General features: G+C 44.3%; 15 protein-coding genes and 1 pseudogene. 2 read left to right on the plus strand and 14 right to left on the minus strand.

Features of this window, described 5'->3' with window-relative positions; all coding sequences use genetic code 11:
* Positions 1–68: 68 nt before the first annotated feature.
* From ACUJFK_RS17295 to ACUJFK_RS17330, 8 genes and pseudogenes are all read right to left on the minus strand, one after another.
* Complete coding sequence (locus ACUJFK_RS17295) at positions 69–266, minus strand: hypothetical protein (protein WP_226752267.1); 198 nt, start codon at positions 264–266, stop codon at positions 69–71.
* Positions 267–585: 319 nt separating this feature from the next.
* Positions 586–2,634, minus strand: coding sequence for a TonB-dependent receptor (locus ACUJFK_RS17300; protein ID WP_445425621.1), 2,049 nt, complete (start codon positions 2,632–2,634; stop codon positions 586–588).
* Between the two features lie 483 nt (positions 2,635–3,117).
* A complete protein-coding gene (locus ACUJFK_RS17305) occupies positions 3,118–4,014 on the minus strand; it encodes a methyl-accepting chemotaxis protein (protein WP_445425622.1) in 897 nt (298 codons plus the stop codon).
* 389 nt (positions 4,015–4,403) lie between these two features.
* Positions 4,404–6,041, minus strand: coding sequence for a methyl-accepting chemotaxis protein (locus ACUJFK_RS17310; protein ID WP_445425623.1), 1,638 nt, complete (start codon positions 6,039–6,041; stop codon positions 4,404–4,406).
* Between the two features lie 356 nt (positions 6,042–6,397).
* Positions 6,398–6,571: a hypothetical protein gene (locus tag ACUJFK_RS17315; RefSeq protein ID WP_371930778.1), complete on the minus strand. Its 174-nt coding sequence runs from the start codon at positions 6,569–6,571 to the stop codon at positions 6,398–6,400.
* 19 nt (positions 6,572–6,590) lie between these two features.
* Positions 6,591–7,460: an MBL fold metallo-hydrolase gene (locus ACUJFK_RS17320; protein ID WP_306178789.1), complete on the minus strand. Its 870-nt coding sequence runs from the start codon at positions 7,458–7,460 to the stop codon at positions 6,591–6,593.
* Positions 7,461–7,520: 60 nt separating this feature from the next.
* Positions 7,521–8,162 carry a peroxiredoxin gene (locus tag ACUJFK_RS17325; RefSeq protein ID WP_306178790.1) on the minus strand — a complete coding sequence of 214 codons (642 nt, stop codon included), beginning with the start codon at positions 8,160–8,162 and terminating at the stop codon, positions 7,521–7,523.
* Positions 8,163–9,489: 1,327 nt separating this feature from the next.
* Positions 9,490–9,927: pseudogene (locus tag ACUJFK_RS17330) on the minus strand (phytase); the annotation flags it as partial.
* 381 nt (positions 9,928–10,308) lie between these two features.
* Here ACUJFK_RS17330 and ACUJFK_RS17335 point away from each other — a divergent pair.
* The gene (locus ACUJFK_RS17335; RefSeq protein WP_445425624.1) at positions 10,309–13,098 is read left to right on the plus strand and encodes a TonB-dependent receptor; all 2,790 of its coding nucleotides are present in this window, start codon (positions 10,309–10,311) and stop codon (positions 13,096–13,098) included.
* A gap of 64 nt (positions 13,099–13,162) precedes the next feature.
* Entirely contained in the window at positions 13,163–15,214 is a 2,052-nt protein-coding gene (locus ACUJFK_RS17340; RefSeq protein ID WP_445425625.1) for a metallophosphoesterase, read from the plus strand.
* Between the two features lie 551 nt (positions 15,215–15,765).
* On the opposite strand, the gene ACUJFK_RS17345 is transcribed toward ACUJFK_RS17340, so the two are convergent.
* The 6 genes from ACUJFK_RS17345 to ACUJFK_RS17370 form a co-directional block, all read right to left on the minus strand.
* Positions 15,766–16,839: an HNH endonuclease domain-containing protein gene (locus tag ACUJFK_RS17345; protein ID WP_445425626.1), complete on the minus strand. Its 1,074-nt coding sequence runs from the start codon at positions 16,837–16,839 to the stop codon at positions 15,766–15,768.
* Positions 16,840–16,867: 28 nt separating this feature from the next.
* Positions 16,868–18,448, minus strand: a complete 1,581-nt coding sequence (gene tnpC / locus ACUJFK_RS17350) for an IS66 family transposase (RefSeq protein WP_445425506.1) — start codon at positions 18,446–18,448, stop codon at positions 16,868–16,870.
* A 92-nt stretch (positions 18,449–18,540) separates the two neighbouring features.
* On the minus strand, positions 18,541–18,897 hold the full coding sequence (gene tnpB, locus ACUJFK_RS17355) for an IS66 family insertion sequence element accessory protein TnpB (RefSeq protein ID WP_445425237.1): 357 nt from the start codon (positions 18,895–18,897) through the stop codon (positions 18,541–18,543).
* A 2-nt stretch (positions 18,898–18,899) separates the two neighbouring features.
* Positions 18,900–19,184, minus strand: coding sequence for an IS66 family insertion sequence element accessory protein TnpA (gene tnpA, locus ACUJFK_RS17360; RefSeq protein WP_226752469.1), 285 nt, complete (start codon positions 19,182–19,184; stop codon positions 18,900–18,902).
* Positions 19,185–19,229: 45 nt separating this feature from the next.
* Positions 19,230–19,562, minus strand: a complete 333-nt coding sequence (locus tag ACUJFK_RS17365) for a hypothetical protein (RefSeq protein ID WP_445425627.1) — start codon at positions 19,560–19,562, stop codon at positions 19,230–19,232.
* A complete protein-coding gene (locus tag ACUJFK_RS17370) occupies positions 19,517–19,900 on the minus strand; it encodes a class I SAM-dependent methyltransferase (RefSeq protein ID WP_445425628.1) in 384 nt (127 codons plus the stop codon). The genes ACUJFK_RS17365 and ACUJFK_RS17370 overlap by 46 nt, the downstream gene beginning before the upstream one ends.
* Between the last annotated feature and the right edge of the window lie 785 nt (positions 19,901–20,685).

Consider the following 20,685-nt stretch of genomic DNA (forward strand, 5'->3'; position numbering starts at 1 on the left):
AGTAGTATCAATAAAGTATGATTTGAGCAACGTATAAATATGCGCACTAAAGCAATTTTGACAGGTGCTTAGCCTGCTTTCATCAACATCACTTTCGCCATATCAACCACCCACCCGCCGCCAGCAACACCATAGCCTGCATTCATGCGCTTACGAATGTATTCTCTTTGATCTTTTAACTCTTTACATTGTGATTGAGAATACTGAGTTGAAGCGATTAGGGGATTATGAATAAGCATGAGTACTGCAACCAATATCCATTTCATATTCGGGCTCCTTGCCTTCAGTCAATTCAACACTCTTAATTATTGAATGGGGCTCGATCAGTTCACCATTGCGCTTTTGTGATTTAGAGCCCGACAAATATGTTACAAAATCGGGAATTCAACAATCGTAACCGATGAGTTCTAGTGTCGAATTTTTCAACACTTTTTAGATGGCTTTAGGTGTTAGCACTACTCTAAATACCCACTCTATTCACGCCATGAACCAAACTCAATTCTTTGTTACGCTGTAGCGTAAATTGACCAAAACATCCTGTGATTTTGGTCATTCGTGCTTTTTATTTTCGTTATTGTGGTAGTTTTAAAAAGCATAAGTTGCACTAATCCTTACGGTTCTTGGCTCCATAGGGTGTATATGACGATCTTCAATGCCTTCTGCAGCTTCATTGTTTAATCTTGACGCATAAAAGTATTCTATATCACTGGCTTTGCTGTTCAGTATGTTAAGAAGATCAATTGAAACACGCCAATTTGACAAGTTGTATTTTAGATTACCATTTAGCACGGTAGACGATGCAGAGCGTTGTTCATTAAAACTGTCTAGTGTGCGCTTACCAAAATGGCGCAGCCGTAAGCTCGTTTGCCAAACGTCATCCGCTTTATAGATAAGCCCCATACTGAATACCATTGGTAATGAACCATCAATATACTCACCTTCATCAGTTGCCTCTTCGGTAAACCGTGAGCGAGTAAGTGCGAGTTCAGTATCTATACTCCAGCTGTTATTCAACCAATAATATGCTGCAATCTCTAAACCATAGCGTCGTGATGCACGGCTGGGCTCATTGGTACCCGCATCACCCACATATAATAATTCTGAGTCCATATCTAAGTACCATAATGCTGCTGAAGCATTGAAGGTAACGCTATCAAAATAACGTATACCAAGCTCGGCGCCATTGCTACGCACTAAAAAATCAACAGGCTCAACGGCTTCATCCGTCTGGGGTACGCGAGTTGCAGTAGTGCCGCGAGCATCATTAGAATGAAAACCTTGCCCCACATTAAAATAGCTTTGCCAATTTGGGCTCATTTGATAACTAAGCCCGCCTTTAAACGACACAATGCCTTCGGATGACTTACCGCTATTTGCCTCTTCGTTACTGTCTACACGGGCGCGCATCACATCATAACGGGCACCAATATGCAGCAGCCATTGCTCGGTTAACGCAAAAGTGTTTTGGTTAAACAAGCCAATGCTACGCTGTAATACGGCATCTTCACGCACGGTATTCAGTCTTTGGCGGGCTTGCGTGTTGTAAAGACCTACCTCGGCAATATCATCAATACGGGTTTGCACACCTACAACATACTCTGCAGCCATACTGCCGACATGTTGATGCCAATTACGGCTTATTTCCCCACCATAAATTGTACGAGAATCGGTTTGCTCAAATTGATCGCCATTTAGCGGATCAGATAGAAAATAAGTAAAGTTTGACCATAAATCGAGTTCTGAGCGGATAATATAAGCGTTCGCCTGCCAGTTATCGTTAAGCCAACTGCCAGACACGCTGTAGCGTGAGCTTTCTCCCCCTAAGGTAGTATCTAGAGAACCAAAACGATCAATCAAGCCGTCGTTAATGGCCCGTTGGGGCACTTGGTCAGCCGCGTTCCAGCTATTGTCATATGCCATAACAGTGAGTGCAAACTGCCCGTTTTCAAGGCGCTGACTGTAGCGGCTTAGCAGGTTTACTTTACGCGTGTCTTCAGAAATATCTTGCCATGGGCCATCATAGCCTTGTAGCTCTGACGCTAATAACAAATTGCCCTGCGCGGTATTTAAGCTGCCTTTTGCTAAAACACGTTGATAGGCATTCTCTCCAAGCGTCAAAGAGATTTCATTAGGGGTAGTATTTTGCAAGCCAAAACGTGCTGAGCCTGCGGCAGAAAAATCGCCGCTGTTGGCGAGATAGGTGCCTTTTTGATAATCGATTTGGCTGATAATCTCAGGGATAATAAAGTTTAAATCGGTATAACCTTGGCCATGACCGTGGCTGCGCATGTTGACTGGCATTCCATCTACAAAATTCGAGAAATCGGTACCATGATCTAAATTAAAGCCCCTTAAAAAATATTGGTTAGATTTGCCGCTACCACTATGCTGTGTCACAACCATACCGGGTATAAATTCTAAAATTTCTCCAGTGCGCAATAAAGGCCGATCTAAAATCTCGGCATTGCCAATAATGCCTTCAGATGCGCTACTGCTGTGACCCAGTAAGTCTATCTGCCGGCCTTTAATTAAAATATTCTCTATGGCATGTGACGACAAAGGATCAGCTTGTAGGCTGTTAGAGTATGAAAACAGGCTGAAAACGCTAAAAATAAGAATAACGGGTTTATGCATGGTTTGCCCTTAACCGTGGGGTAATGGTAATACGTATAACTTATTCAGTGATGATACTGAAGTAATAATGGCTATAAGTGAGTAGACAAGCTAGCGATAAACTCGCTTAACTTACTAAACAATCATCCCGAAAAATGCCAGTAAGCAGAGCCTCAGCTCGTGAATTAAATTTCTTTATAAATAAGCACTTAAACATGGAGAATCCGTAAATCAAGGTATTGCATGACAATGCCAACGGAAGCACTAAATTTAATTACTTCTTTATACTCGCTTTAACACTATGCGGACCAAAGTACTAAGCGGCTATTTCTTTCAAACTAGTACCCAGAGCGCAGCATCATTCATCTGAAACATCAAGCCCAAAAGATCATTAGACATAGCTGAAAAAAACGGACTGAATTTCCAGTTTTGGCATACAGACGAACTTTACTAGGAGCGAAAAGCCGACATGAGCAGAAGATATTATATTTTTTTGCAAATAAGCTATTGTTTTAGGCCTGATATGACTTGTGCCATATTATCAACGCCATTTTTTACATCATTCAAGCCACGACTAACACCTGAAATTTTTATCTGTCCATCTTCGGATGCTGCTTGTCTTTTTCCCATCTGGTTATAGATTTGCCCAATGAGTTGCGCATTACTATCAATCACATTTCCAATTTTGCTTGTAGCTTCACTGGTTCTTGCGGCTAGCGTTCTAACTTCATCTGCCACAACAGCAAAACCACGCCCTGATTCTCCCGCTCGAGCAGCCTCAATAGCGGCATTTAAAGCAAATAAATTAGTTTGATCTGCTATCGACCAAATAGTGACTACAATGTCCTTTATTGAATTCGATTGCTCATTAAGCTTTTTGCTTACAGAGGTTGCACTACTAACTTCTTGAACAATAAGATCGGTTGTTCTAATCGCCTCTTCGAGGACGCTAGTTGCTTGCAGTGTTATTTGTGATGTTTGTTCAGAAGTTGCTGCTGCTTGCTCTGCTGCAGAATTCGCTTGCAAAATCCTATTGGTAACGTTGGCAGCAAACTTTACTACCTTTGTTACTTTTCCGTTACTATCTGCTATTGGGTTGTAAGTAGCTTCAAGCCAAACTGCCTGCCCAAGTTTATTTTTTCTTTCAAATAGCCCTGAAAATGGCTCACCTAAACTGATTTTTTTCCAGAAATGAGGATTCTCATCGTAGAACTGCGAATGACAGAAAATTTTATGGTGTTTCCCAATGACTTCGTCCTTCGAGTACCCCATAACGGAGAGAAATAACTCGTTAGCATCTGCTATAACTCCATCAGGAGTAAACTCGATAATAGCAGTCGTATTGTCCATAGCTTTAAAGACAGACAGTTTAAAAAAACGATTTACGATAATTTTGGTCACAATTGTTGCACTTTGAGATTTTAATATTTTGACACTTGCACCACTTAGGGGGGACAGGTTCACACAGAGCCGAGTTGTAGAGGTGGCATGCCCTGACGTTAAGGGCTACCACATCACCTAATAGCGAAAATCGACAAGACGACCATGGGTTTTATATTAGTATGTTAACGATGTATTTTTACTTCAACTCATTAACTCACAGTTAATTTTTAGCTAGGCCTAGCGCAAACAGTTCACTCTTATTAAAAAAGTACGGCCTGCGGTAAAGCTCAAGAACATCATAGGAGCTGGCCTAGCCAAATATACATCCGTTTTGCGTTGTATTGCCTGTTAAATGGTATCAAGAAAATAATGATCTACGTTAACAGAGAGGCTTACTTTTCCTAGTACTAATTCACTGTAAACCGATGGCTCTCACCACGTAACTGTCCGGCCATGTTTTCCAGTTCAGCAGAGGTTGTATCTGCTTCATTCGAGCGCTGCTTGGTATCCATCGTCAGTGAATTTACCCTTAACAGGTTTTTGTCCATCTCTTGTACTACCGTGCTTTGCTCTTCGGTTGCGCTGGCGATTTGTAGCGTCATATCGGTTATTGCGCTTACTGACTGCATAATATCAGTCAGTGCTGCACCGGCTTTATCGGCCATGGCCACACCATGCTGCGCCTTCGTCACGCCGGCATTCATGGTGTTAACCGCATTGGCGGCACTGTGCTGCAACCGCTCGATCAGGTTTTTAATTTCAGTGGTCGAGCTTTGCGTACGTGCGGCCAGCGTGCGCACCTCATCTGCCACTACGGCAAAACCACGGCCCTGCTCGCCGGCACGCGCGGCTTCGATAGCCGCGTTAAGCGCCAACAGGTTCGTTTGCTCGGCAATAGCCTGAATAGTATCTAAAATAGCACCAATATTCTGACTTTCCTGCTGTACCTGGCTGATGGTAACAGAGGCATTATCCACTTCTGACGCAATTTCATTAATACTGTTGATCACTAAGCGCACTATCTTTTGCCCCTGCTCAGCATGTTGCTCTGACTGATGGGTCGCGTCAGAGGTGTTCTGCGCATGCTTTGCCACCTCTGCAATAGTGGAGGCCATTTCGTTCATGGCGGTGGCCAACTGTTCTATTTCTGCTACCTGACGCCGTAAATCAACATCGGTGCGACTGGTAATGTCCGATACTCGGGCGGCGTGCTCAGCTACCTGATCTGATTTTTGCACCAAATTGCTAATCAGCTGACGCAATTGCTGCTGCATGATATTAAACGCCTGCGCAGCCAAACCAACTTCATCGCGGCTTTGAATAACCAATGGCTCGCCCGCTAAGTTACCGGCTGCAATGGCTTCAGCTCGTTGGGTGAGTTGTTTCATAGGTAAAGAGATAACCCGGCGCAGCCACAGGCCAAATAACACCGCAGCCAGCAGAGTTAACACCAACACGGCCCAAACCGCCCGCATAGCGTTACGATCAGTCACTTCTGCCTTTGCAATAATGGCGTTGCGCTCAGCCTGAAAAATAGTGTGCAGCTCGCCCAGCGCCTGTTGCACTTGTGTCAAAGCCGAAAGGGAGTCTTGCTGGTAAATAGCGGCACGTTGATCTGGGGCGGCTTGCGCAATACTGACGGCACTCTGATGTAACTGTTTGTGTGGTGCATCTATCGAATCTAATACCCGACGCAGCTCTGTGCTGCCATTTTTATACACGTCTGAGGCTTTAAATTGCTCGTACCAACGGCCAAAAGCGCATTGTTGCGGATTAAGTTGTCCGGCAAAAGACTGCTGCAACAAAATACTGTTCGCCAGCTGGTTAGCCCAAACCAAGTGATCGATTTCTTTTTCCAGCTGCAACACCGCCAGATTACGCTTATCTGCTGCACTGGCCCTTGCCGTATCCATTGCCAGCTGTGCCAGCTGCACCACTACGGCAACCACCAGCATTAGCACGCTAAGGCTGCCAAAACTAATAAACAGTTTTTTACCTATCGATAAACCGGTATAGGATAAGCTTGTTGTGGGACTAGCATGCATAACAACACCTTACAGAGAAATGAATTGCCTTACATTAGCAAAAATTAAAGATAAGATATTTGTTCTAACGCAATAATATAAGCAACATCGCTATGCATGTTGCACTAATTTGCTGCAACGCTTACTGTAAATTAATTAATTCTTTTTTGATATATGCTTATTCAAATAAGAATATAAAATTCCCTACCAAGCTGCGCCTGCGACAGCGGCAACTAACATTCAGATGACGAAAACAACTAACTGAATTTTACTGTTAACAAGGGTGCCACCCCATGCTCCCAGATAAGTACCCACCATACTGTGGAGCCCAAACCAAATTAGATGCCGATAACTGATCCGCTTGTTAAAGACATTTGCTACGCTGCCCCAAGATTAATAAGAGCAACAATAGCTAACGAAGAAGCAATCGCTATTTCGGCAGGTTGTCCAACCAAATACATCAATACTGGAACATTTAGGATGGAGCCTCCGGATCCGAAGACACCGAGGCTCAATCCAATTAGTGCAGCACCTAACAAAATATAGGTCACAATATTTCTCTGGGTGCCGTTACAGCATATTAATAGGAACTTTCAAATAAACTTGGCCGTTGTCTTCTTTTGGCGGTAACTGCCCGGCGCGGATATTGACCTGGATCGAAGGCAAAATTAGCCGTGGCATCGATAAGGTCTTATCACGCGCCTCGCGTTTTTGCACAAAGGCCTCTTCTGAAATCTCACTGTTTACATGAATATTGTGCTCAAGTTGCTCAGCAACCGTTGTTTTGTATTCATGCTTACGGCCTTGGGTTGGATAATCATGGCAAATATAGATTTCCGTCTCCGCGGGTAGTGACAGCAATTTTTTGATCGACTGGTATAAGGTTTTAGCACTGCCACCCGGGAAATCGCAGCGTGCCGTACCGACATCAGGCATAAATAAAGTATCGCCAACAAAGGCCATGTTGCCGTTCACGATATAAGCCAGATCCGCTGGCGTATGGCCAGGGGTATGCATTACCTTGATCGATAAACTGCCAACTTTGAGCTCTTCACCATCTTTAAATAAGCGATCAAATTGGGCGCCATTAGGCAGAAATTCTTTTTCAAGATTAAAAATCTGCTTAAAAATTCCCTGTACTTGCTGAATATGTTCGCCAATACCAATTTTAGCGCCGAGTTTTTCTTTAAAAAACGGCGCAGCTGAAAGATGGTCAGCATGGGCATGTGTTTCCAGTATCCATTCCACCTTAAAGGTTTTCTGCTCGACATAAGCCAGAATGTCTTCTGCACTTTTGGTCGAGGTTCGGCCTGACTTGTAATCAAAATCCAGTACCGGATCGATAATCACCGCCAAGCCCGACGTTAAATCCGCCACGACATAGCTAAAGGTTTCACTGTCGCTATCTAAAAAGGCTTTAATATGTACTAAAGGATCCATAACCCCTCCTAAGAAGTGAAAGCAAGAGCTGCGGCGCAGCTCTTGGAAACATCAGACGGTTTACAGCGATTTTTTGCTGAAATACCAGTCAGTATATTGGTAACCTTGATCTTTACGGATTTCGGCATCCGCCATCGTTGCTGGTGGTGGTACGATGACATCTTCACCTGGCTGCCAATTTTCTGGTGTCGCCACTTTGTGTTCATCACTGGTTTGTAGCGCTTTTAATACACGTACAAACTCGTCTATGCTACGACCATTACTCATTGGGTAGTACACCATTGCCCGTAAAATACCGTTCGGGTCGATAATAAAAGTAGCCCGTACCGCAGCAGTATCGCTCGCACCCGGCTGGATCATGCCGTAGGCTTTTGCAACTTCCATCGATAAGTCGGCGATGATAGGGAAGGTAATTTTCACGCCGAAGTTTTCTTCAATGCTGCGCGCCCAGGCAATGTGTGAATGCACGCTATCGATTGACAGACCTAGCAGCTCGCAGTTTAACGCGGCAAACTGATCAGCACGGGTAGCAAAGCCCATAAACTCGGTGGTACACACTGGCGTAAAGTCAGCAGGGTGTGAGAATAGCACCAGCCATTTACCCTTATAGTCTTCCAGTGTTTTCATGCCATGGGTCGTTTTCGCATTAAAGGCCGGAGCCGGTTTGTTCAGTTGTGGGAAAGTCACGTTTTGTTCAGACATTTTGTATTCCTCGGTTGGTTTTTAAGAGTGCTTCAGCGAATTCGCTTATAACAAAGTAAACTAAGCTTATAACCAATGGAAATAAACATTTCTGATTAACCTAATCGAATTTAGCGATTAAATAGAGATTATTTTACTGGAATTTGATTGAAACTGACTGCAAGCCACTGCTTCCCGATCCTAGACACGAACCCAATTATAAGAAATTAATAATAAAATCATAAAGATATAAATTTTTTTTCATTAATAGCTCTAACATGTCTTTCCTACAAATTGGCATGGCAAGGGAAAAATGCCGGAGTCATCACATCGCACTGCCGCACAAGTGCGACAAAATGTCGCAGACAAAACACCTGAATACCTTTTTGAGACGTTATAACATTTAGGGAAATCTAATATTTTAGATTCCTAATGACACGCTTAACCCAACTCAGCTTACTCATGCTTCTGGTACAGAATGGTTCACTTATTACTCATGCTTATGCAGAAACACATTCACAGAACGAAGAAAAACTTAAGCAAAGCGCAGAGCGCGATATAGAGCGAATAAGCATCACGGCATCACCATTTAAAACGCAAACAGCGACAAGCCATTGATGGATTTTCTAAAATCCACGGGCTGTTTATGCAGGTAAATTTTCGGTGGGTCGATAAACATCTTCATGGTTAAAACGCCCGGAGCAACGCCGCTAACCACAAGGCATCCGTGCCGGGCGGTAAGTGCGGCTCGACATCGCGTTTTTTCAACATAATACTTTGATTGAGTATCATGCCTTGTGTGGTCAGCTCGACAAAGCTGGTCTCGTCATCCTATTTCTGAGCGGGCTGTATCTATCACACAAGACTCTCTGTCATAGCTGAGCTAACCGCATTAGATCAAGAAATAGAGATGGGATATCGATAGCGGATTATTTAAATACCTCAGTTTAGCAAAATGCCACTAATTGAAGCCGCCAATTTCTCGCTCTGTGATCCAATCATTTAACGCCTCAATACCTGAGCTATGAACCTGAAAGCTAAAGAGGTTCAGGAGTTTCAGGGGATTGCATACTTGATAACGGTAAATCTTAGTACGGATTAATAATTAATATAGAGGTAAGCGTAACACTTAAACAGTTATGACTAACGTCCCGCTGTCATCAGTTTAGAAAAGTAGCTGAAGGGCTCGCTGTAAATGAAAGGTATGAGATAAAATTGCTGGGGGAAAGCCCCCCAACTTAACCAAATTGGTAAACATACAGGGAGTAGGGAAACCTGCTACTGAATACATAATACCGCCAACTGATGAAAATTTTATGACAATCAGGTGGCAGTATGATTAAACGGCTTAGTAAAGCTTTTCTAGCAACGGCTGCCAAGGAACTAATTTCAGGTTTTGCCCCTGTTCTGGCATATGATTACGGCCGTCTTGCACAATAAAAGCACCTTGCTCAAAGCCGGGACCTAGCGAACGAGTCGTTAGATCTAAACCATCTGTTTCCGAAGCGCCATCAATACCCAGTTGATAATGGGTGCCCACCCGGAACTGTAAGCGCAAGGTATAAGGCTGCAACGCATCGTAAATTACATAGCTATCGTTGCCCTGACTGGAAACGATTAATAAAGGTTTACCAGCATGGTAGCCCAGCGCCAGCCCTTCTACGTCATCGACTAAAGTTTCGCCATCGACTTTAATGATCAACTCCCCGTCGCCGCTAGCATTGGCCGTTGCGGCAAAACGCCAGATCCCCTCGTCTTCTTCACCTACAAAGAGCACACCGTTGCTATTATCAGTAACTTACCATCGCAGCTACTGCCGCATAAGAATACAATTTGTCTTTTGGATAATTGTTAGGTTATGTGTAATCGGCTCAATACATTGTGTGAGATCGATAATCGTCTAGGAAAATGTCACTAAACATTACACATTTAAACCTAGCTAGGGATATGTGCTAGCAGTAGAGCCCTAACCTAGACAGCCTCGATGCGCAAGAGTTTTTAAGTACCTTTTGCTCCTCCATCAGCATCATTCACAAAAGCATATAGCGCCTTAAATACTTCACATTTCTGAAACAAAAGCATCTCAAACCCTCTATAAACTGCTGCTGCGTTTAGAAGCAAACAACCACTACTGCCACGGAAGCAGTTTTACAGATGGAATCACGTTATGACTTTTTTAGAGCAGCAAGATTTTCCTCACTTTCAACCACGAGTTTTAGCTCGTTTAATGAAGAGTATTTTAGTAGGCGGCATTCTAAGCACTACACCCTTGGTTAGCTTGGCTCTTGCATCCGATGTCACAACAGCAGAAGCGGAGTCCCTAGAAGTTATCTCTGTTAAAGGTAGTTACAGCCGCAGCCTAGAGCGCGCCGTAGATCTAAAGAAGTCGAATACGGGCTTTTCTGATTCTATCGTAGCAACTGATGTTGCTGATTTCCCAGAGCAAAACTTGGCTGAAGCTCTGCAGCGGATGCCGGGCGTGACCATAGAAAGAAACAAAGGTCTAGGTAGTAAAGTAAATGTGCGCAGCTTACCTACCGAATTTACGCATGTTTCCATTAATAACCTTGCCACTGCATCGGGTAGTGGCGGTCGTGATGTTGAATTTGATATTTTTGCTTCAGAAATTATACAAAGCGTTACAGTGCAAAAGTCGCCTTCAGCTGCTGATGAAGAAGGCGGTATTGCCGGTTCAGTTCACATTAGTACGGCACGACCCTTTGATTATAGTGATAGTAAATTTATTTTATCTGCTGAAGGCGCACATAACTCTATTTCGAAAGAGATCGATCCTAAACTCTCTATTCTTGCCAGTGATACCTTTGGTAACTGGGGGGCTCTAGTATCCTTTTCTCAAAGCCAGCGCACTAACCGCACCGATTCAAACTCTGGTATTAACTTCAGACCTATGGGCCGTTTTCTGGAAGCCTCTGGCGCACGTTCAGCGCAGGCCATCACAGTGCTGGAACGTGATGCAGGCGTAACTGTTAACGACCGATTAGATAAAAATGAAACTAACCGTATTATCTTTCAAGATAAGGTCGGCGACAGGGTTTATCTGAATGATCAAGATAAGTGGGGAGCTACTGCCTCTTTACAATATAAACCCTCTAATACCTTTAGCCTGACTTTCGATGCCATGTTGGGGGGTTACAAATCAGTTGAAGACGAGTATGACGCAGCCGCTTACACCGCCTCTAGCCGCAGTACGCTGGAAACGATTCACGACTATGATGACACCACTTTGGCGGAGTACGGTATCGTCGTGCTAACTGATGTGTCTTACACCGCAACTCAGCATGAGTTTTTAAGTAAAGAACGGATAAACGATACCGACTTCACGCAATATAGTCTCGCGCTAGACTGGCAGCTACAAGGCTGGGATATTAATGCTTTAGTCGGCTACTCTGGCGCTGATAAAACATTAGACTACGCCAACCTGAAACACGTAGCTTATGCGCCTTCGCGTAGCCGTTGGACAGCCAATGGTGGTGAAACGCTAGCCAGTGCCGGCTTTGATATGTACAGCTCACCTGAAAGCTACCTGTTCGAAGCCTATGAAACCGAATTGGAAAACGTCACTGATGATAAATACGCTGCGCAACTCGACTTTAAAAAAGCGTTAGAACTGGGATTTTTACCCGCATTAAGCAGTGTGCAGTTCGGTGTACGTTACACCGACAAATCGAAAGAACGGCAGTTTGGTGCAACCAAAATACAAGGCCCTACAGCGGGCAGTAGCGAATGGGTCAATACCCGCACCATGGCAGATAGCCAGCTACAGCTGGTCACCGATATCGTACCGGGCGGCAATTATCAGCCAAAAGATCTAAACTGGATGCAAATATCTAACGATTACGCCCGCAATACGTTTCGTTATAGCGGTTTCTCTGTGCCTTTTAATGCAAAAGATTACTACCGGGTAGATGAAGAAGTGCTTAGCCTGTATGCAATGGCCAATATGGACTTTGACCTCGCTGGTAAACCCGTATTTTTAAATGCTGGCGTTAGAGCAGTGGATACCTCAGTGCTGTCTTTTGGCTATCACCAAATACAGAACGCTGATGGCTCTACTGGGTTTACGACCGAGCCCATATCGAAAGAAGGCAGCTATAACGAACTGTTACCCAGCCTAAATATGACCATGGAAGTGCTCGATGACGTGTTAGTCCGGGCCGCCGCCTCAGAAACGCTGATGCGCCCCGCATTAACAAATATCGCCTACAAACGCTCTGTTAGTTGGAACTCGTTCCGCTTTACTGATGGTAACCCCGATCTGAAACCAACCTATGCCAAACAATGGGAACTGGGTGTGGAATGGTATCTGGAAAACGGCGGTTTACTAGCTGCATCGTATTTCTGGAAAGATATTGAAGGGGTGGTTCGTCAAGAATTAACCGGTACAGTACCCAATGTAGAAAAGCTTAATGCCAACGGCTCGCTGGATGGTTACTATGAGTTTGATGTTTATCAACCCGTCAACGCTGAAGGCTCATACAAAGTAACGGGGCTGGAACTCATCGCACAATTGCCGCTGAGTAGACTACACCCAGTATTAGACGGCTTTGGTATTAATGCTAACTACACCATACTGGATAACACCCTAACAGGCTCATCTGATTTGGATATTCCCACTCCACCAGAAGGGTTAGCCGACACCACGTGGAACTTTACTTTTTATTATGAAAATGAAAGTTTTGATGCCCGCATCTCTTATAACTATAAAGACAAATATGTTGAAGTAATTGAACGCAGCTTGTATCCAGTATACCGCGATGCCTACGGTCAAACTGATATTGCGCTAGGTTATAAGCTTAACGACAACATTAAACTGAGCCTAAAAGCAATTAATGTCACGGATGAAGCGACTAAAGGCTACACGCTCGCACCTGCATTCCCGGTAATAAATGAGTATTCTGGACGTCGTATAAGTTTAGGATTGCGCGCAGATTTCTAAAACACATTATTAAAACGCTAACTCGGCCACGGTAATACTGTGGCCGATTTTTTTAGGAGTTTCCATGCTCAGCATTAGATCGTACCTAAGCGCGATACTACTAGTACTCTTTATTAGCGCCTGCCAACCAAAGCATCAACATAAACACACCGTCTCGGCCACGCCGGCGCAGCATCCAGTACAAATTGCCTTTTTACCCGATGTGCATTTTCATGATATTTATGCCGACTTTAGCGAGGCCGATTTTCCCGGCCCGGTTAATTCAGCAAGCGGCCATCAAGCCACCATTCGCACAATGGCAACTCAGCTAAGATCAACCCGTTTATTTAACGAAAACTACTTTGCCTTATTGGCTGCGCTTGATGATTTGGCAGAGCGTAATGTTAAGCTAGTCGTGCTACCAGGCGATTTTAGCGACGACGGTCAGCCTGCACATGTGCAAGGTTTAAGCAAAATATTACGTCAATACCAACAAGAATACGGCATGCAATTTTTTTTAACCAACGGTAACCATGATCCGGTGAAACCTTTTAGCCGCCCAGCAGGCAAGCCTGATTACCTTAATGCCAATGGTCAACCGCACGCAGTATTCAGCCCTGGAAGCCCGGCTTGCCCACTAAACGCCCCAGCTCAAACTGACATAACCTGTACGGAGCAAGTTAAGGAACTTGGCTATGAGGGACTGCTACAGCAATTGTCTGACTTTGGCTTTTATCCTACGTCAGATTACCTGTACTGGGAAACGCCTTATAGCCACTACGACACAACAAATTATCAATTTAGTGAGGCGCTTACTCAGGCTAATTTTACCAAGCGTCAATATGAAATTTGCCTACAAGGTACTGGTGGCACATACAAAGAGTCACACTACAGCCATTGTCAACAAGTGCCAGACAGCAGCTATTTAGTAGAGCCTGTGCCGGGTTTATGGCTGCTGGCTGTCGATGCGAATGTTTATCAAATTGATCCGCAGCAAGCAGAGGGCACATCAGGCCATCAGGCTTTTTTAGGCTCAGGTAATGCGGGCTACAACGCCATGCTGAGCCATAAAAGGCATGTTATTAAATGGATGCAACAGATCGCTGAACGCGCAGCAAAAGAGGGGAAAACTCTGATCACCTTTAGCCATTACCCGATGACAGACTATTATCAGGGCCAAGCTAATGCTATGGCTGAGCTTTTTGGTTCAACCCGAATGCAACTTAACCGCAGCCCTGCTAATGAAACGGCCAGAAAACTGGCTGCAACAGGAGTTACTATTCATATTGGCGGTCATATGCATTTAAACAATACCGGCACCGTCTACTTAGACGATGGCCGCTATTTAGTTAATATTCAGGCCCCTTCTATTGCCGCCTACGTGCCGGCTTATAAGCTACTAACCTTATATCCACAACAAATTGAAGCGGAAACGATAGTGTTAACCAAAGTCCCGCGATTTAATGAGCTATTTGCGCATTATCAGCAGGAACATTTGGCATTAACGGCCGCTGGGGCAGAAAATACCTGGGATCCAGCTATTTTACAAAGCACTAACTACAGGGATTTTACCAACGGTCATCTTAGCGAACTTACCCGACAACGTTTTTTACCTGCAGATTGGCCAGAGCAGTTGCGTCAGGTGCTGTTGCAAGTGGATGGACTGGCGTTATTCACCCTGGCACAGCTTACTGAAGATATACCGCTAACAGCCTTAACCAACTTTGCAGCGCTACGCGCAACTGCAAACTGGCAACATGCTGAGCAACAAGCTAGCAACTTGATTACAGAAGCCGGGTTAACACCTCAAGCCTTAGCTAGTTGGCAAGGTAAAGATTTAGTCACCGATTTTTACCGCTTGCGTAATGCCGGACAACTTGCATTGGCCGATATTAGTGCTGAGCGTTTATTTCAGTATAAGTGGCTCACTGAGCATTTAAAGGCAAGTGAACCCGAGCAAGAAGCCAATAAGATACTGTCGCAGCCTGAACAGTCACTATCAATGTCGGTACGCAAACAATTTGGGGCTCTGTTTAGTATTATGCATGCTTTTCAGCACGGTGATCCTAACCAGCACTTTTTGATAGATAAGGCGACCGGAAAGCTTACTGATCTGACAAACGCTGTTGCGGAATAAGCTTACAATGCAAATGTTACTTAGAAAAATATAAGCAAAAACGTTTGCTTTCAATGTAACAACTTTGTCTTAGGAATACTGAGCGTTAATTTCGTTCCTATGCTCGGTATATTTTTGTCACAACATGACTTTACGAATTGCTGGGAATAACTGCTGAAAACACAAACTGTGCTCAACTTTAGCATAACATTTTTTTAACTGTTTGCCGAAGTAGTGAAGACACGTAAAAACAAAATGGTAAGGACAAAAATGCAAACTTATCTGTATATATTCAGCTTTAAATTTGGGGCCAAGCTAAGCGTTCAGCAAAACTTTCAAGCACTAAATATTGATTGGGCAACGTTGCATACTAAATTCTGGTCTGACTCCAAGCCCAAGGGCAGTGAAGCGTGCACAGCGTGATGTGCGGATCACAGGAGAGACTTTTGCTTCCGTTTTTAATTCGGGAAAAGTGGTAAGTTCTGTGGAGCATAATCGCTAGCCGAACAAACTAAGATACCCAATGAGCAGATGGAGACGAAATAGATTACTTGATTTAAAAGAGGCCAAAATCACCACTCAGCTACCTGTAAGCGCTGCTTTATACCCAATGATTGGAACTGCAGCGCAGCGAACACCTCGTCAAAGTCATTACTGCTTCTGGTGATGTTGGGTAACGAAAGCTCTGCTTCGATAAAAAAGCGTTGCCGCTCAACGTTGCTAGCCCAAGCTTGTTGCCACCATTCTTTGATATGCATTTCTGCATTGTTTAAACGTTTTTGACTTGGAACTCTAGCACTTTTCACTCGATTTTCTTTGGTACTCGCGGGCAATAAATTCCACAAATCGTTATTAGGCCAATAACTAAAAGGTAAACAGTGATCAATGTCATAGCTATATAACTTGTTGCCTGTCCAAACACTAGCCACCTTGATACCCTGCTTTTTAAGCTGCTCAACCTTGTTTCTCACTAACTTTGTATCATGCTTATGATCTAGCCAGCGCAGATGATTATGATAGGTCTCGAGTGAAAGGTTCTGTTGCTGATTTAAACGATATTTCTTCATTTCTGTGACCCACTGCTGCACCAGCATGGGCTCTATCCAACAGCCATATTGCCGAAAACATTGCCACATCTCTTCTCGCAAAATAAAACTGCCGAAGCTGTCTAAAAAAACTTTATCTATTAAAACTGAAGCCTGCCGTGTTCTTTTACTCACGGCCATACTAAACAAGCGATTATCTTTACTGCCCTGCCAAATATAATTAACAGGGCCGGCTTTTATAGTATTTAACGTATCAGTCATTAGCTGCTGCAAGGCTTTTGCTTCTTGCCCTGTGTATAAGTTACCGATTGCAAAATCATCCGCAGTCAGATGTTGTAATAAACCCCAGCCATGCTCTTTAACAAAGCCCAAGCCTTTGGCGGGATCTGAACTCTGCTGAATATTGTTATCCACTAAGCGCTTAAACAAGCGGATCCAATATAATGCCACTAAACCCAACGATATCGTCACGTTGCCATCTTGCTTATCCAACACAGCGCCAGGATGTGCCTCCGCTATCCTGACTAAAGTTCGCAATATCGCCAATTTATACGTAGAAGCTTTGCTGTCGTTGATCACAATGTGCCGTAAGCGTAACAACAACCACACCTTGCGGTGTGGCTGGTGATCAGTAAGGCAGGAGTTGTTGCAGTTGCTCGTGGGTATTGGCTTTGGGCAGCTCTGTCAGCAAGCGGCATAAGTAATCATACGGTTCCAGACCATTGATTTTGGCGGTTTCAACCAGGCTGTACAGCGCCGCACTGGCTTGTGCACCCGTCTTGGTATTGGCAAACAGCCACGCCTTGCGACCAATCACGAACGGTTTGACCGCGCGCTCAGCACGGTTGTTGTCGATATTTAATCGGCCATCACCCAGATAGCGGATTAGTTTGGGCCACTGATTCAGGCTATACGTGATAGCCACTCCCAGTAAACTTTCTTTCGTGACACTCTCGCTTGATTTATCCAGCCAGCTTTTAAATTGTTCTAGCAGTGGTTTAGCTAGTGCTTGTCTGGCGTCATACTTCTTATCAGGCGGCGCAGTTTTTAATTTACTCTCCAGTGCATAGAGTTTCTGGATGTGGTTAAGGGCCACATCCGCTTTACCCGTTTTGCCTTTGCCCTGTGCTTTTTGGGCTTCAACGAACTTGCGTCTGGCATGCGCCCAGCAACCGACTAAGGTTGCGTGAGTTTTCTCATATCCGGCATAACCATCGACCTGCAGATAACCGTTAAAGCCGGATAAGAAGTCACAGGGATGTTTACTGCTGCGACTATCCTGATAATCAAACAGCACCAGCTTAGGGCCGGTACTTTTCTCTAAGCCACAGCCATATACCCACATGTAACAGGTGCTTTTCTCAACATCTAGCACATTGACCGTGGTTTCATCTGCCCACAGCACCGGCTGTTTCAGAAGCTCAGCTTTCATTAACGCCAGTAGCGGTTTAAGTTTATCTGCACAGGTTATCAGCCAACGACTCATCGTTTGACGACTAAGCTCAATGCCGGCTTCATTAAACAGTTTTTCTTGTCGGTAAAGTGGCATCCCATAGTGCATTTTGCTGCTGATGATTTGCGCCAGTAAACTTGGCGTGGCCATGCTCTTAGGGATAACCGCAGGCGGTACATCGGCAATCTTAATGTCGACCTTAGTGCCATTGGTTTCACACTGCCGGCAGCTGTATTTCAGCCGCACGTTCCTAAGCACCCGGATTTGTGCTGGCACGAACTCGATTTGCTCACTGACTTCTTCACCCATTTGATGCAGCGCATGGCCGCAGCAGGCACAGGTTTTATCGTCAATGTCATGGATAACGTCAACGCGGGGCAATTCAGGAATAATACGCGGCCGACGTGGTTTGACGGTTTTCTCAGCGCTCTCGGTCGTCTGAGTGTCTGGCTCTGTCGCTACGGACTGCTCTTCAATAAGCTGTTCGGCCTCATTTAAGACTTCGCCTTCACCTTCGTAGGTCTCGCTGCTGGGGCTAAATTTCTGATACTTCTTCAGGTTATAGCGCTCCAGCAATTGCTGCAGCTTATCCGACAGCTGCTGGTTAACCCGCTCTAATTTAGCGATGCGTTTGTCTTTTTGCGCCAGTTTTCGCTCAAGCTTTTGCTCATGCTTGGCAAGTAGCGCTGTCTGCTCAAGCAGCATTTTCTTAAGCAGTTCAACGTCATCAGGTAGGGTATCTGGTATCTTTTTCATAGCCGTTATTGTAACGGCCAATTTGGCTAAGTGCTTGGTAAGATTTAGATTGTTTTGGATGCGATCTACAGGATTTATAGCCGATCGGCATATCAACCCACACTCTGGTAATGCAGCGGCTGGTGCGCGGTGATTTTTTGAATATCGACACCTTGCAACAGCCAATGCCATTGCTGCTCGCTAATAGACAACACTTTACCTGGCATCTGCCTTGGCCAGCGAAACGTGTCTTTTTCAAGCCTTTTGTACCACAGACAAAACCCAGTGCTATCCCAGTACAGCACTTTTAACCGGGTACGCTGCCGATTACAGAACACAAACAATGCGCCGCTAAATGGCGAGAGCTGCATCTCTTGCTCGACCAGCAACGATAAGCCATTAATGGATTTGCGAAAATCGACCGGCTGTTTATGCAAATAGACCTTAAGCACATCGAGGAACATTTTCATGGTCAAAGTGCCCTGAGCAAGGCGGCTAACCAGAGTGCATCCGTCCCTGCTGGAAGTTGCAATTCCATATCACGCTTGCGTAGCAGGATATGCCGGGCCAGTGGCGAGCTTTGTGGTGCTAATTCAATGAAACCGGTGTCATCATTCTGATGAGCCAACAACTGGCGTTTACGGAGATTGAAATAGGTCGGGATAATCCCTTGTCGTTTAGCAAATGCCGTTTGAGTAAGGCCACTTTGGGCTTGCTCGGCGAATAAGGCCAGCCATTGTTCTTTAGTGCGTTTCATGATGATTACCCTGATAATTTAAAGAGGCAGACAGGGTAATGTTGATCAGTTAGGATAGGAATGTGTGGTTGGCGTTACGCTTACAATGTGCCGAACTTTACTTAAGCTACCACTGCCATCATCGGGTAACTCCAGCACCACATTTTGCCAAGTCACATCATCTCGGCCACCTGCATCTGATGTGTTCGCTGAAACGAAGCGCAGCACTAATCCAAATTGCTTGGCAAGTGCAGCTATTTCGTCCACGCTTACGGTAAAAGCTTCTCGCTTATCAGTAAAAGTGCCATAACGCAGCGTTAAAATAACTCGCCCGCCTGGAGCAAGTAGATTTGTTATTTTTCGAAAAGCGCGTTCGCGCTCATGAGGTGGGATATGCATCCAAACTGCGCTAAGAAAATGGTATTAAATTGCAGGTTTAACTGATAACAGGCTTTTAATTCTGACAAGCTGTCATCTAACCATTGCACAGCAAAACCCGCTGTTTTGAGCTGCCCTAATTTACGTAAATCGCCCGCAGGTTCAACAGCCACCACTTGGCATCCCTGTTTGGCACACCACAATGCATCACGACCACTACCCGCACCAATATCGAGAACCATATGCTCTTTTGGCCAATATTGTTGCCAACTGGCATGTACTTGCTCAAAGTGTAAAGCATCATACTGCGCTGCAAATAATGCAGCACCTAGATGGTAAATCTCAACATTCTTGCTCATCGCATCAGTAGTTTTAAATTGATAACATTGATGTTGTACCAATTATCTATAAACCAAGCAATCGCAACACGATTAAAAAAGGAGATGAAGCTATACCGCAGCATAGATTTTGATAAAACGAGACTGGACTCTTAAATCTTGGATGTTTGGAAAGGTACTTGTCCAAGAGGGGCGGTATATCGCGAAAGCGAGCAGAGGTCAAAATAATTGAATAATCACAGATTGTAAATTGCGGCTTGGCACAATCTTGGCACAATCGTGGCACACTAAATAAAAAAACCACTCAGCTTTCGCGTAAGTGGTTGATTTATATGGTGCACCCGCCGCGATTCGAACGCGGGACCTCTGCCTCCGGAGTGCGGCACTCCCTTGCAATAGCTAATGAATAAAATACCATTAAAATCAAGGATTGCAAGGTGTTTATTCAAAAATCCGCCAAAAATTTCATTATGAAAATCACGAGAAAAAGCCCTATTTAGCCCTAAAAAGACCAAGGCAATGTCACATTAAAAATTAACTTTATTGACAACTGCCCCAAGCTTTTAATAACAGAAACAAAAGAAGTAATAAGAATCATTATAATTTCATTAGGAAGCAAAATTTTTAGCTGAATTTAATTAACAATTTAATCGACAGTTAGAACACCTATCAGACCTATCCGCATTTCCAGCAAAAAAGGGAACGTTTAAGCCGTCAGAAAATTTAGATGTTGCATTAAGACCTAACCTATAAAATAAAATAATTGAAAAAAATCAAATAAGTTAATTTAAAAAGACATAAAGTAA

The sequence above is a fragment of the Alishewanella sp. HL-SH06 genome (assembly GCF_052656265.1).